A 14,217-nucleotide genomic window follows, 5' to 3' on the forward strand; every position below is an offset into this window, starting at 1 on the left:
ATTATCACTTGCCTTCCGGGGTTTTGTCGATAACGACTCCGGTCTCCGAATCTCCGTCAAGCAGCACGTCAAAGCATCCCTCGTAGTGTCTTACGGCGGGATGGGATATCGTCTGCCACGGATGACTCTCGAACCATTCTCTGTTATATATGTTATTCTTTTCGCCGTCAAATACCGGCAGATAGAGGATGTTGTCCCCGTCCAGGTCGAGGAAGAAGTGCGTCCCGTAGGAGAGCTCGGGAGCCATCCCCTTTTGCGGTATGCCCAGCTCCACGAGACAACCGGAGTTTGACAGCTCGTTGTAGCGCACCGGCACGCCGAGCAGCGGATTAGAGCTGCCCCAGCGTCCGGGTCCGACGAGAATGTAGCGCTCGCCGTCGAGCCGGTCGTTTATCTCTCCCACGGCGCGCGCGACGTCGGCGAAGTCCGCCTGCTTGCCGTAGATATCGGGGTCGACGAAGACGATATGCCTGGCGCCCTCCAGTCTGCCGTTGGCGACCATGCGGTCGCCGCGCAGGATGGTCTTTTCCCGCGGCGTATCGGGAATTTCCACGCGCCCCTTGTCGTCGTAGACGGAGAGCGGCCGCAGTTGCACCAGGGTGAAGCGGTCGTTGCTGACTTCGTAGGCGAACTCCATGTCCACGGGGAGCTGAAGCTCCTTTTCAAAGAGCGAAAGGAGCATCTTGAGCCGCGTGAAGAGCTTCGGGCAGCGGCTTGGCAGCTCGGAGAAGGTGAATACCGGGCGCGGCGCGTTCATGTTGCTCGGATCGGTGTGTATCCAGTGGAAGGCGTTGTCGTCGAACCACTGCAGGTAGGTGGGCGCCATCTTGTGTTTTTTCAGGATATCCTTGATGGTGATGGCGATGTGCTGCGAGGTGAACTTGCGGTGCTCGATATCGACGTAGTCGTAGTGCTCCTGTGAATGCGTCACGATCTCATGGGGTTTCGTCCCCTCTGGGCGGAGGTTGGGGTTTGTGAGATAAAAGGTCCTCGCGTAGGCCCTGTCGACGGTGCGGGTGCCGAGACCGAAGCAGATCCTCACGACGCCGTCCTCTTTCCTGATGCGGGGCGAGGGGCGGCGGAAGACCTTTGAGAAGGCCGCGCCCGCGAGCTCCGGGTAAAACATGTTCCCGTACCTGCGGCCCTCGATGGGCTGGATCAACACGGCCATGCGCTCTCCACCCCACTGTATGCCGTGTTTGCGCTTATATTCGCGCGCCGCAGGGTTGTAGGTGGAGGCGTAGACGGTCTTTATCGCGCTTTCGAGCTCCGCGCGGCGTTCCTCGCGCGTTCCGGCGTTGGAGGAGAAGCGCGTCGCGTACTTTCCCGCGAAGGAGAGGTTGACGTCGTCCTCAAGCGTCGAGGAGGAGCGTACGGAGATGGGGTCCTCGATCAGATCCAGTATCCTTTCAAGCGGTTCATCGAGCGACGGCGGCAGGTGGGCCGCCGCGCAGATTTTGTAGAGCTCGGGGGCGTCCGAGTGCGCGCGCAGATTCATCAGCCGCTCCCAGAGGTTGTTGTACTCCATGAATTCGTCGAAGACCGAAGTAGTTATGACGAAGGAATATTTTGGCAGATGCACGTCGTCCAGCAGACCGTTCTTCTCAAGGATATGGTGCGCGAAGGAGAGTCCCTTCGACTTCCCTCCGATGCGTCCGTCGCCGATGAGCCATCCGCGCTCCTCATAAAAGGGGACAGGGTCGAAGCTCCTATAAAAATCACCGTAATTCATAACGTCCCTCCTAACAGGTTCCATCCGATTCGATGACTAAAAATTCTGTCATTATAACTAATTATTATAGACTATACTTTCGTCTCTTCAAAGCAGAAATTTAATATGATGAATTGTATTTTCTGCGCAAAATTGCGTAAGTTACACAGATGTAACGATATTTTAACGTTTTTTTTACTATGCACTTTGCGGCGGGGTTTAAGATAATAATGGTGATAAGATGTGCCAAGTAAGAGGCTCCAAACGGAGGATGATTTAACGATGATTATGAATAACCGGGAACTGAGCTGGCTGGTATTCAACGACCGCGTGATGCAGGAGGCGCAGGATAAGAGTGTGCCGCTGATGCAGCGGTTAAGGTTTCTCGGCATTTTTTCAAACAATCAGGATGAATTTTTAAAGGTGTGCGTCGCGAAGCTGATCCGCCTGAGCCGCATGAAGGGGCTCAAGGGGGCGCAGGCCGCGAAGGCGCGCGCTGCGGCGGAGGTGCTGCCGCAGCTCTACGCGCGTATGTCCGAATCGCAGGAAAAATTTGACGAGATCTATTACGGCATCCTCTCCGAGATGGCGGCGATCGGGATAAACGTGGTTAACGAACGGCAGCTTACGGAGGAACAGGAGCGATTCTGCGTCGACTATTACGCCTCCGTCGTCAGCGAGCGTATCGTGCCGCTGCTGATCCGCAAGGCGATGAAGCTCCCCTTCATCAGCGACGGCGATATCTATCTCGGTGTCAAAATGACGGGGGCCAAAGCCAAGAACGTGCGTTACGCCTTTATCCAAATTCCCGTCAGCAGCGCCTGCCCGCGTTTCGTCGAACTGCCGTCTGCGGAGGGCCGCCGGGACATAATCTTTCTCGACGACATTATCCGCCTCTGTCTGCGGGAGATATTTTTCATGTTCAGCTGCGAGACGGTCAGCGCCCACACCTTCCGTATCGTGCGCGACGCGCAGATCGAGATGGACGGCGATATCTCCAAGAGCCTGATGGAGAAGATGGAGGAGGGCATTGAGAACAGATACCGCGGTAAACCGGTGCGACTCATCTATGACAGGGAGATGCCGGAAGATCTGCTCTCGCTGATTGTCTCCAAACTATCGCTGAAGGCGGGGCCCTCGCTCGACCCGGGGGGGCGCTACCACCTCAAGCGCGACCTGATGAAGTTCCCGCGCGTCTGTCAGCGCCTCGAAGAGAAGCTGCCCGCGCCGATGCGCAATCCGGCGATCGCCCCCTTCTCCAGTATCCTGAAGGTCGTGGCGAAACGCGACGTGATGCTCCATTTCCCATACCACACGTTCAACCATGTGATAGACTTCCTGCGTGAGGCGGCGATCGATCCCAAGGTGGAGAGTATATTTATCACCCTCTACCGGACGGCGGAACATTCAAAGGTGATCAACGCCCTCATAGGAGCGGCCAAGAACGGTAAGAGCGTCACCGTCATCATGGAGTTCCTCGCGCGCTTCGACGAGGGGCAGAACATTGAATACGCCGATATTCTCCAGCGTGCCGGCGTACGTGTTATCGACGGCGTGGCGGGGCTCAAGGTACACTGCAAGCTGATCCTCGTCGAGCGCCGCGAACGTGCCGGCCTCAAGGGCTACGCCTATATCGGTACCGGAAACTTCAACGAATCGACGGCGAAGATCTACTCCGACTTCGGCCTGCTCACCTGCCGCCGCGAGACCGTCTGTGAGACGCGTTCCGTCTTTGACTCCATCACCGCGCACCAGCCGCTCACCTGCCGTGATCTTCTCGTTGCGCCATATAACATGCGCGCGCGTTTCGAGGCGCTTGTGGAAGAGGAGATCAAACATGCCAAGAAGGGCAAGAAGGCCTATATCAAGGCGAAATTCAACAGCCTTACCGATCCCGAGATGATAAATCTGCTGTACAAGGCAAGCCGTGCCGGAGTTAAAATAAGCCTTATCGTGAGGGGCGCCTGCTGTCTCCAGCCAGGAGTCGAGGGGCTCAGTGAAAACATCAGTGTGATAAGCATCATTGACATATACCTCGAGCACGCGCGGATGGCCATCTTCTGCGGCGGCGGCGAGGAAAAAATATTCATCCTCAGCGCCGACTGGATGACGCGCAATCTTAACCGCCGTATTGAGGTCAGCACGCCGATATATGATCCCGCCATCCGCAGGCAGCTGAAAAAAGTATTCGAAATGCAGTGGAACGACAACGTCAAGGCCCGGGATATGGCGGTATTCGGGGCCAACGAATACGTTGCCGGCGGCGAGGGAAAGCGGTGCCGTTCGCAGCTGGTGCTCCATGAATTCTACAAAAAGGCCGCTGAAAAGAGGAATGAAGAATAATGAGAGATATGAACACGATCGCGGCGCTGGACATTGGCAGCAACGCCGTCCGTTTTCTGATCTGCAGCATAGAGGAATCCAGCGACACGAAAAAATGCCGTAAAGTCGCCTTTCTTCGCGTGCCGGTGCGCCTTGGGGAGGACGTCTTCACCGGGGGCGAGATAAGCGCGCGCCGGAGAATGCTGCTCTGTGAGGCGATGCAGGGCTTCTCCCACCTGATGAAGACCTTCGGCGTGAGCGAATACCACGCCTGCGCCACTAGCTCGATGCGCGAGGCTAAAAACGGCGACGAGATCCTTGATGAGATCAGGGAAAAAAGCGGTATCCAGGTCGAGGTAATATCAGGTCTGGAAGAGGCTGAGATAATATACGCTGCTGGCGTCTCTTCCGCCGGCAGTGAAAATTGGAAAGATTCCCTCCACGTCGACGTCGGCGGCGGCAGTACGGAGGTCGTCATTTACGCCGGCGGCCGCGTCGCTGAATCTCGCTCCTTCCGGCTCGGGACGGTGCGTATCCTGAAAGACGCGGTCGAAGAGGAGGACAAAGAGCTCTTTAAAAAAGAGCTGAAAAAAATCGGGGAAAAATACCGTGGCCTGCGCATCATCGGCTCGGGCGGCAACATAAATAAGGCGCAGAAGCTGCTCAACAAACGGGTCGGCGAGCCCATAAGCGCCGTAGAGCTCAGGATGCTCTACGACACGCTGAAGAAGATGACCTTTGAAGAGAGGATCAACAACTTCAAGCTCAACCCCTACCGCGCCGACGTCATCATCCCCGCGCTGAAAATATTTCTCCTCGTCAGCAAACTCTGCTGCGCGCCGACGATCATCGTGCCGCAGGTAGGGCTGGTGGACGGGATCATCGCCATGCTCCACGCGAAAAGGTCCTCATAAGACAGCCTGACGTCACACCGGGAGGCGGCCGCTTCCCGGTATTTTTTTGCCTTCTCTCCCCTTCACCATACATACGGTGATTTTAGCGACACGCTATCGCGATAATGGTATAGCGCCATATAAAAGTGAATATTGACACAATCGGTACGAAAGATTTAAATATGACCTGTTGATATCGATAATATATAATCGATATGAGAAGTGGGACGAAGGGACGAGAGGCAGCGCCTCCTCTCCCATACAAATAAACAAATAAAGACGGCAACTAGAGGAAGGATGATTCTTATGTCAAACATCATTATCGCTCCCGGTAAATATGTACAGGGCAAAGGTGAACTATCAAAGTTGGGCGGCTATGTGGAAAAACTCGGCGCGAAGCCCTTTATACTCGTAAGCCCCTCCGGTATGAAGCGGGTAAAAGAGCCCATCACGCGGAGCTTCGGCGCGACGCCGCTGGTCTTTGAAGAATTCTGCGGCGAGTGCAGCAAAAAAGAGATAAACCGCCTCATTGAGAAGATGGGCGGCTGCGACGTCGTCATCGGCGTCGGCGGCGGCAAGATACTCGATACCGTGAAGGCCGTCGCCTACTACGCGAAGAAACCCGTCGTCATCGTGCCGACGATCGCCTCGACAGACGCGCCGTGCAGCGCGCTCTCCGTCATCTACACCGACGAGGGCGTCTTTGAGGAATACCTCTTCCTGCCCGCGAATCCCAACCTTGTGCTCGTCGACACCGACGTCGTCGCGGCGGCGCCCGCGCGCCTGCTTGTCAGCGGCATGGGCGACGCGCTCGCGACCTACTTCGAGGCCCGCGCCGTAAAGGCCTCCGATTCCGGCACCTGCGCCGGCGGCAAGGCGACAAACGCCGCCATCTCGCTCGCGAAGCTCTGCTACGACACGCTGATCGAAAACGGCCTCCGCGCCAAGCTCGCCGTTGAGCGCCACGTCTGCACCAAAGCTGTAGAAAACATCATCGAAGCCAATACATTCCTCAGCGGCATCGGCTTTGAAAGCGGCGGCCTCGCCGCGGCGCACGCCGTGCATAATGGCCTGACCGTACTTGAGGCGAGCCACCAGTTCTATCACGGCGAGAAGGTCGCCTTTGGCACGCTTGTGCAGCTTGTGCTCGAAGACGCGCCGACGGAAGAGATCGAAGAGGTCATCGACTTCTGTCTCGACGTCGATCTGCCCGTATGCCTTGAGGATATCGGCATCATCAACCCGAAGCCCGAGGAGATCATGGCGGTGGCGGAGGCGACCTGCGTGCCCTCCGAGACGATCCACTCCATGCCCTTCGAGGTGACGGCGGACAAAGTCTTCGCCGCGATCATGGGCGCGGACGCCCTCGGACGCTTCTACAAGGGCAAATAAAATTTTACGTCTGTCGTACTAAAGGCCTTCGGCGTTCGCCGGAGGTCTTTTTCATTTTTTACATTTGGCGGCGGGGATTTTTTGCGTCCGCCATAAAAAACACACAACGTGATGATAAAATGGAATGACATAAAGAATAAAAGAGGACGCGAAGTTCCGAAGGGGCAAATAATGATGGCTGAAAAAAAACGCATATACCTGATGAGGCACGCGAAGCCCGAGCTGCCGATGAACGGCCGGATATATTACGGACAGACCGACTACCCGCTGGCCCCTCAGGGGGTTGCGGCGGCGAAAGAGGTTGGCGAATACCTCAAGGGTAAAATCACCTTTGATTATCTGTACGCGAGCGATATGATACGCGCGCAGCAGACGGCGAAACTCGCGGCCCCTTACCTTCCGATAAATACGGTCCCCGCGCTGCGCGAGGTGAACCTCGGCGAGTGGGAGGGACGCGGCTACGACGAGGTGCGGGAGCAGTTCCGTGAGATATATGAGGCGCGCGGCGTGAAGTTCGCCGAGGTCGCTCCTCCCGGCGGCGAGACCTTCCGTGAGCTGCAGAGGCGCACGGTGCCCGCCTTCGAGGAGATAGAGTCGGCGCATGAAGGCGGCAGCATCCTCATTGTGGCGCACGGCGCCGCGATCTGGAGCATCATGGCGCGTTATTTTGGTTTCGATCTCAACGACATGTTCTTCTTCCCGCAGGACTACTGCGGCATACACGTCGTTGAGCCGGCAGGCGGACGTATGCGGCTCTGTCAATATAACTGGCTGCCGCTGCTCAAAGCGGCGGGGTAAAATATCCGGGGCCTTTGCGGTCCTCAGAACTCAGAAGGTGGCAGGAAGATGAGGAGAAATAGGGGCGGTATAACTACGGTCCTGGTGATAATAATAGTTGTCGCGATGCTTGCCGCGACGGCCTGGCTCGTGTTGGAGACTCTGAGAAAGCGCAGCGCCGAACAGGGGCTGTCCTATCTGCAAAGCGGCGACTATACCCAGGCGGCGCTCTGCCTGGAGAGGGCGGCGCGCTATTCTCTGCGCCCCGACGCGTCGGTACTCTTCCACCTTGCCGAGGCGCGGCTGAAACTTGGCGGCCTCGCGGAGGCGAAGGGCGGCTTTGAACGGGTGATCTCTCTTGAGCCGCGGAACGCCGCCGCAAGATATGAGCTTGGAAAAATATATATCGGAGAAAAGAACTTCGGGGCGGCGAGGTCTGAGATTACGGCGCTCGAGGAGATCGGTACGGAAGAGGCGAAGGAATACGCCGACGAACTTAAGGGAGCGATCCAGACCGGGGCCGTGAAGGGTTTCTTCAACGAACTCCTGAAAAAGATACTCCCAGGCGGCGTTCCCGACGCGTTGAAAAACGCCGTGCCGGAGACCGAAGAATAACGGTAGCCCCGCGAAAGGAAAAGTGCGATGAGGATAAAATACAAAGCGCTCTCGGCGGCGCTCCTGCTGCTTGGGTTTACGGCGCTTCCGGCCTTCAGCGCGGAGGCTCCGAAGGTGATCGAAGTCGCGAAGAGCCCGCTTCATAAAAACTACTTTGAGATCCCCGTTGCCGTCGTGCCGCGCGCGGGCTACAACTTTAAAAAAACGGAGTCCGGCGCCGCCGACAACGCCAAAAAAGTCTCTCTTGACGCCGTGCTGCTCCACATGCCCTATACGCGGCTGCTGGAAGAGATAGCGAACGACTGCCTCAAAAAAGAAAACATGGAGGTCAAATCACGCTCCTCCTTTATCTGGAACGGCAGCGCGACGGAGCTTCTCAAAATCTTCCAGCCGAGCGGCAAAACCGTGATCGGGAAATGGGTCCTCATCGTAGACCGCGGGGCCGATACCTGCTGGATGATAAGCGGGGCCTACAGCGCCAAAGACGCGGCGGCGGCCCAGGCCGTGCTTGATACCTTAAAAAGCGCCTGGTGGCCCTCCGATGATACGGTGCCGCAGGAGGCCTCGGGCATGCTTCTCGCGAACGTAAAAACAGAGGAGACCCCTTTTCGTATCGCGGGATTTTGCCAGGACTCGCTGATATACACGAAAGACGGGCGTATCCCGACGCAGGACCCGGACCAGGCGCTCTACGTGATATCGCACGTCTCCGGAGCATACATTCCCTCAGAAAAACGCGAATCCTTCGCGGCGGAACATATCGCCGAAGTCGAGCGGGGGGCGAAGCTTGAGATAATATCTCAGACGCAGGAATCGATAAACGGCCTTCCCGCGATCGTGACGGTGGCCTATACCGAAGGCGAGCCGCAGTCCCTCATCTATCAGGCGGCTGTCTTCAAGGCCTCGCGGGTGATCATGCTGGTCGGCATCGCGCGCCGGAACATCCCGCAAAACCTGGAAAGCTTCCACAAGCTTACGGCCTCCTACAGCGAGAGTTGAAATAAAAAAACCTAACCGGCAAGAGATGGAAAGGAGAGGATCTTTAAAGATGAAAAAACTGATATCGGCGCTGTTGATGATACTTCTTATCGCCACAGCCGCCGCCGCGCACCATCCGGGGCCGCCGCCCCAGCACCACGGCGGACCGGGGCCGGGACCCGGACCGAGACCTGGCCCGCCCCCAGGGCCAAGGCCTGGAGTGAGGCCAATGCCGCGCCCGATGCCGCCTGGTCCGCCGCCCGGTCCTATGCACGGACCGCATCCTGGCTGGAGGCCGGGACCGCCGCCTCCCCCGCCGCGCCATTACCACGGCGGCTTCTGCTGGGACTCCGGATGGTTTGGCGGCGGCCTGGGAATCGGCGTGCTGCTCGGCACGATGGTGAACAACCAGTACCAGTCACAGGCGGAGGCGAATGCCATCGCGCGGCAGCAGGCCTATGAGCGCAAAGTGAACGAAGTCAGGAACGCGGCGCGCGACATCGCCGCGGCGCAGAGCAGCCATGTGATGCAGATAATCTCACAGGTCGGCCCCGAATACGCCCTGCAGGACCTCAACAGCTACTGGCAGGCACAGGGACAGGCGACCTTTCTTGACGCCCATACCCCCAGCGTGCTCAAAGTCGCGGGCTTCCAGCAGGAGCTGACGATACTCTACACGGTGGACCCGTCAAGGCAGAGCGTCACCGTGACGGTAAACGCTCCCCAGTACGACATCTCGGAGAGCAGCACCGCGCAGTATACGCCGCCGGCTCCGGCCGCGCCGGTGAAGGCCGCCGCCAAAGTGATGGGCTTCACCGTAGCGGACGACGCCCGCAGCCCCGAGGGCTTCCTGCTAGTGCGCGACGTGACTCCGGCGACGGCGGCCGCCTATGTGGGGCTGAAAAACGGGGCCGTGCTCTATCAGGTCGACGGCTACAGCACCGCCCAAGTCGGAGTCGAGCAGATGAACGCCTATATTGAGGGGCGCGCCGCCGCCGACGCGGTGGTGGAGATCACCTTCTCCGACGGCGGGAAGCAGAAGACGGCCCAGATCAAGCTGTAGGCGGCAGATATACCGACAGGCTCGGCTCTATACGATAGAGATAAGCCTCTGCCTATGCGCGGAGAGGAAACGGCGCCGCGCAAAATTTTGTAAAAAAGTATTGCGCCAACCGTGGAAGTCGTGATAGACTAACATTTGTGCAAGCGGACCCGTAGCTCAGCTGGATAGAGCGACTGCCTCCTAAGCAGTAGGTCATCGGTTCAATTCCGGTCGGGCCCGCCAATTAAAAGAATAGAAACGGCTTTCAAGTACATCTTGGAAGCCGTTTTGTCATTTATGCCAATTTCATTATTTTTGGAAATTGGCCGGACGGTCGGACATAATGTAAATATATGGCAGTCAATATCTTCTTCATGGAAAAACGTGATAATATTATTTCTCTGTTATATACGACGCCCCGCGCGGGATGCGCGGCGGAAAGGATGTCTGAGATGAAATTTAATTTATGGAAGATCACGGCCGCCGTGCTGGCGGCGCTGCTTTTAGCGGTTCCGGTTCGCCTGTCGGCCGATGTGGTCAAAGGCGAATATGCGGAGGGGCGTATACTCGTAAAAATTGTCTCCGCGCCTCAAGGTGCTTTGAAGGGACGTTCCCTGTCGTCAGCCTCATCGACGGAGATCGCCGGAATGAAGATAGAAAAAAGCTGGGATTTTGCGGCAAGTAAGACGAGCGCTGAAAATGGCGGAAGAACTCTCTCCGCAGGCGGAACAGAGGGCGGCGAAAGGATCGCCCTGCTCTCTTCAGGGACTATGAGTACGGCACAGATGCTTGCGGCGGCGGAGAAAGAACCGAGCATAACCTACGCCGAACCGGACTATAAAATATATCCGGTGTCACTGCCGAATGATCCCGCGGTAACCGAACAGTGGGCTTACAGCAATAAAATTAAAAGTCCAGCCGGCGGAGCCACTACCGTCAATATACAGAGTGCGTGGGGCAGAGCGGAGGCCTCTCACAATGCTGAGGTGGCGGTCGCGGTTGTGGACATGGGTGTGGATTATGAACATCCGGATCTGAAAGACAATATGTGGGACGGCAGCGAATACGGCTACCCAAAGCATGGTTGGGACAGCGCGCTTGATACGAACGACCCGATGGACAGAGATGGACATGGTACGCACGTCGCCGGGATTGTCGCCGCCAGCTCAAACAACGGAATCGGGATTGCGGGGGCGGCGCGCGGCACGAAGATAATCGTCGTCAAAGTTTTCGGCCGCAGCGACGGGTTTTCCTCCTCTGTGGTAGACGCCTATAGCAAACTGCTGACGTTGAAGGCAAGCGGCGTTAAGCTTGTGGCGACCAATAACTCCTGGACAGCCCCTATACTCTCAAAGACGGCGGCGGAGGCGATGGAGGCGCTCGGCAGGGCGGGGGTTGTCAACGTTGTCGCTGCTGCAAACGATCACGCGGACAACGATACGACGATGGGGTTTCCCTTTAACTTTCCCTCCGATTATTCCGTGGTCGTCGCGGCCTCCACGCCATGGGACGAGATTGCGGAATTTTCCAACTACGGAAAACGCTCCGTGCACCTTGCCGCGCCCGGCGCTTGGATACTGAGCACATATAGCCGGAAAGCTGAAAAAGAAGAATCTATACTGAAAAATTCCTTTGCAAAGCCGCTCATATCCGACGATAAGCTGGTCTACTACAGAGATTTCGTCTCCGCCGAGGGGCTTACCCTTTCAGGTTCGGAGAACGGCACGCAGAGCATATCGACTGATGACGGCTATCTGGAGTGGAAAATTTCGGCGCAGAGGGCCGGTACCTTTGCCATCACGATAGATAAAGAATTCGACCTGCGTGCCGTCAGCGCGGACAGCTATGCCCTTCATCTCAGCACGGCCTCAGTCAGCGGCAGAGCGTGGAATATCTCTCTCTGCTCCTCAGACGGTAAAGACGGGACCAACCGGGACACGCATAAAATACCCCAGAACGCAAGCGACGGGGGCAACTCCTGGTCTGGCAGCGTCAGACAGATAAACGCTCCCGACGAGGAGAAAGAAGAGTGGGAGGAGATAATCACTCCGGCGAGACAGGTTTGGTACAGCTCTGAAGTACGCGTGGAGTTGTCCGTAGAGATGTCCGCGGGTGAAGAGCGGACGATAAAAATCAAGGAGATTGCGATCACGAAGGGAAAACCGTACGGCGCCGCCGCCCCCTACCGCCATATGGACGGTACCTCGATGGCGGCCCCCGCTGTTGCCGGATGCGCGGCGCTGCTCGCCGTGACATATCCAGGGATGACGCCGGCCGAGCTGCGCGCGCGGCTCATCGGCGGAGCGGTGAAGATACCGTCGATGAAAGATAAATTGCTGAGCGGTGGCCGGTTTGATGTTGAGAAGGCGGCTGTCTCTCCCTCGCCGGTAATAAATACCGCCTTGGCTGCGGGCGGTGTGCTGACGCTTGAGGGCTGGTTTTTCGGCAAAACCGGAACGCTTGCGCTGAATGCCGGAGGAACAGAACAACAGCTTAAAATTCTCTCATGGGAGGACGGAAGAATCACGGCGGCGCTCCCCGAGCCTCCCGTCGGCTGGAGCGAAATCACCGTGAGACGCGCGGATGGCGACTGGGGGCGAAAGATCACTGAGCTTTCACATGCCGCTGCGCAGTGGGAGAGCCTTGCCGCTTTGCCGGTTTATATGCATAAAGCGCGGCTTGCCGCGGATGAGGAAAAAGGGCTGATATACCTCGCGGGCTGTTTCTCTCAAGAGAAGATGACATCACTCTTCGCCTGTTACGACATCGCGGAGGACCGCTGGCGGGAACTTGCCCAACTTCCAAAAGAGATATACGCTGATTTAGACAAAGAGGGTAATCCAATACACTTTAGCCTTGACGCGGCGCTCACTATCTACAAGGGGGCTCCCGTAGTAATACGCAACTACGACGGGGTGGCTATCATCGCGGCGACGTATCGTGACGGCGCGTGGAAGAGCGTAAAAATCGAAAGCTTCACGGAAAAGCCGACTTGGTATGATAAGGCGGTTTTCGCCACACCGGCAAAAGACGGAAAGTCGATCCTGCTGCTTCTCAGCAGCGGTACTTTGTGGCGTGTGGACCCGGACGGAGGAAAAGCCGAAAAGATGGCCGCGGTGCCGGAACTCAGCGGCAGGGACCTTGACGGAGCGGCGATAACGGCCTCGAACGGCGTGATAGCGATAGCTGGCGGCGCCGGTGACGCCGCGGCGGTTCCCCTCTTCTGCGACGGTGAGAGATCCTGGACGGGAACGCCGTGCCCGCTTCCAGAGTCCGGTAAGTTTACCTGGAAATACGCGGCCTGCGGCATCTATAACGGATTTCTTCTCCTGCTTGAAGGCACTTGGAACACGCCTCCCGCGATAGGCAGCGGCGCCTATTATGATATGGACAAGAAGATATGGCTTCCAGCGCCTACGGGGCGGACGGCGTCAAGGAACTGCGGAGCCTCCGTGGTCGTCGGCGATTACCTCTACCGTGCGGCGATAACGGATTTCTTCGGCGGCGTTGAGGACGCCTTCGAACGTCTGGATCTGCGCGATGATGCGCCGGAACCGCGGCCCTCAGGCAGTGGCGGCTGCGATGGAGGCTTCGCCGCCGCAGCGCTGCTGGCCTGTGTCCCGTTGATTTTCGTAAGAAAGAAAAAGTAAGGCGGTATATTATGAGTCTGCTGAAAAAGTAGTTTGCACCTTAAGCATCACACTAAATACAGTGTTATTCTTGGTTGTGCTACATTGTATTTTGCGGCGTTTTTGAAGGAGCGCTCACTTTTTCAGTAGCCTCTATATTGGTCCAATTCCAATATTTTTTGACGTCTTAAAGAATAAAAACGGCTTTCAAGTACATCTTGGAAGCCGTTTTGTTATTATTAAAATATTACACAGCCATATTACGAAATTTGAAATTTACGGAACAGGAGGAGAACATACGGTAAGGACTTCTATCTCCTGTTTCAGCGGATTGGAAAATATAAAAGGTCTGGATGCGTTGTAGTAAATACTGTCCCCTGGATAAAGATCATATGTAACATCTTCGTACTTGAAGCGCAGAAGCCCCTTCACTACGATCATAAACTCTTCGCCTGGATGCGAAGAGAAGAAGGTGTCCATTTCAGGTAAAATTTTAATATATGTTGCCTGCATGATCTTATCCTTTGCGCTGCCCTGAAGCGGTTCGTAAACCATACACTTGTCATCGTGCCAAAGCTGCTTGCGGTCCGCTTTGCGCACGACGACGTCTTGGCTTATTTCTGTTTCAAAGAAATAGACGATGGATACGCCGTAAAACTGGGCCAGCTTTCTTAATGTTGAGATTGTCGGCTCTACCTTCCCCGTTTCTATCTGGCTTAAATAGCTGGCCGAAAGTCCGACTCCGCTTCCGACATCTTTTAAATGTAAATTTCTTTCTTTTCGGAGACTTTTAATTTTTTGGTGTAATAATTCGTGTGACAACGAAAACACATCCTAATTTTTCAGTGTTACTTAATT

At 56.4% G+C, this 14,217-nt stretch carries 10 protein-coding genes and 1 tRNA gene; 9 read left to right on the forward strand and 2 right to left on the reverse strand.

Annotation, left to right across the window (positions count from 1 at the left end; translation table 11 throughout):
- Window positions 1–4: 4 nt before the first annotated feature.
- A complete protein-coding gene (locus LIO98_RS02700; RefSeq protein ID WP_291953093.1) occupies window positions 5–1,732 on the reverse strand; it encodes a PEP/pyruvate-binding domain-containing protein in 1,728 nt (575 codons plus the stop codon).
- A gap of 261 nt (window positions 1,733–1,993) precedes the next feature.
- Here LIO98_RS02700 and ppk1 point away from each other — a divergent pair, with 261 nt between their 5' ends.
- The 9 genes from ppk1 (at window position 1,994) to LIO98_RS02745 (ending at window position 13,380) form a co-directional block, all read left to right on the forward strand.
- The gene (gene ppk1, locus LIO98_RS02705) at window positions 1,994–4,054 is read left to right on the forward strand and encodes a polyphosphate kinase 1 (RefSeq protein WP_291953095.1); all 2,061 of its coding nucleotides are present in this window, start codon (window positions 1,994–1,996) and stop codon (window positions 4,052–4,054) included.
- Window positions 4,054–4,947, forward strand: a complete 894-nt coding sequence (locus LIO98_RS02710) for an ethanolamine ammonia-lyase reactivating factor EutA (RefSeq protein WP_291953097.1) — start codon at window positions 4,054–4,056, stop codon at window positions 4,945–4,947. Before ppk1 ends, LIO98_RS02710 begins: the two co-directional genes overlap by 1 nt.
- Window positions 4,948–5,232: 285 nt before the next feature.
- The gene (locus LIO98_RS02715; protein WP_291953099.1) at window positions 5,233–6,318 is read left to right on the forward strand and encodes a glycerol dehydrogenase; all 1,086 of its coding nucleotides are present in this window, start codon (window positions 5,233–5,235) and stop codon (window positions 6,316–6,318) included.
- Between the two features lie 174 nt (window positions 6,319–6,492).
- Window positions 6,493–7,116, forward strand: coding sequence for a histidine phosphatase family protein (locus LIO98_RS02720; RefSeq protein WP_291953101.1), 624 nt, complete (start codon window positions 6,493–6,495; stop codon window positions 7,114–7,116).
- A gap of 48 nt (window positions 7,117–7,164) precedes the next feature.
- Window positions 7,165–7,710: a tetratricopeptide repeat protein gene (locus tag LIO98_RS02725; protein ID WP_291953103.1), complete on the forward strand. Its 546-nt coding sequence runs from the start codon at window positions 7,165–7,167 to the stop codon at window positions 7,708–7,710.
- A gap of 27 nt (window positions 7,711–7,737) precedes the next feature.
- Window positions 7,738–8,709: a hypothetical protein gene (locus LIO98_RS02730; RefSeq protein WP_291953105.1), complete on the forward strand. Its 972-nt coding sequence runs from the start codon at window positions 7,738–7,740 to the stop codon at window positions 8,707–8,709.
- 49 nt (window positions 8,710–8,758) lie between these two features.
- Window positions 8,759–9,751, forward strand: a complete 993-nt coding sequence (locus LIO98_RS02735; protein ID WP_291953107.1) for a hypothetical protein — start codon at window positions 8,759–8,761, stop codon at window positions 9,749–9,751.
- Window positions 9,752–9,896: 145 nt separating this feature from the next.
- Window positions 9,897–9,973, forward strand: a tRNA-Arg gene (locus LIO98_RS02740).
- Window positions 9,974–10,182: 209 nt separating this feature from the next.
- Window positions 10,183–13,380 carry a S8 family serine peptidase gene (locus LIO98_RS02745; protein ID WP_291953109.1) on the forward strand — a complete coding sequence of 1,066 codons (3,198 nt, stop codon included), beginning with the start codon at window positions 10,183–10,185 and terminating at the stop codon, window positions 13,378–13,380.
- Window positions 13,381–13,635: 255 nt separating this feature from the next.
- Here LIO98_RS02745 and LIO98_RS02750 read toward each other — a convergent pair whose 3' ends face one another.
- A complete protein-coding gene (locus LIO98_RS02750) occupies window positions 13,636–14,181 on the reverse strand; it encodes an XRE family transcriptional regulator (protein ID WP_291953111.1) in 546 nt (181 codons plus the stop codon).
- Window positions 14,182–14,217 lie beyond the last annotated feature (36 nt).

Origin of the sequence: Cloacibacillus sp. (genome assembly GCF_020860125.1) — a bacterium.
Classification (GTDB): domain Bacteria; phylum Synergistota; class Synergistia; order Synergistales; family Synergistaceae; genus Cloacibacillus.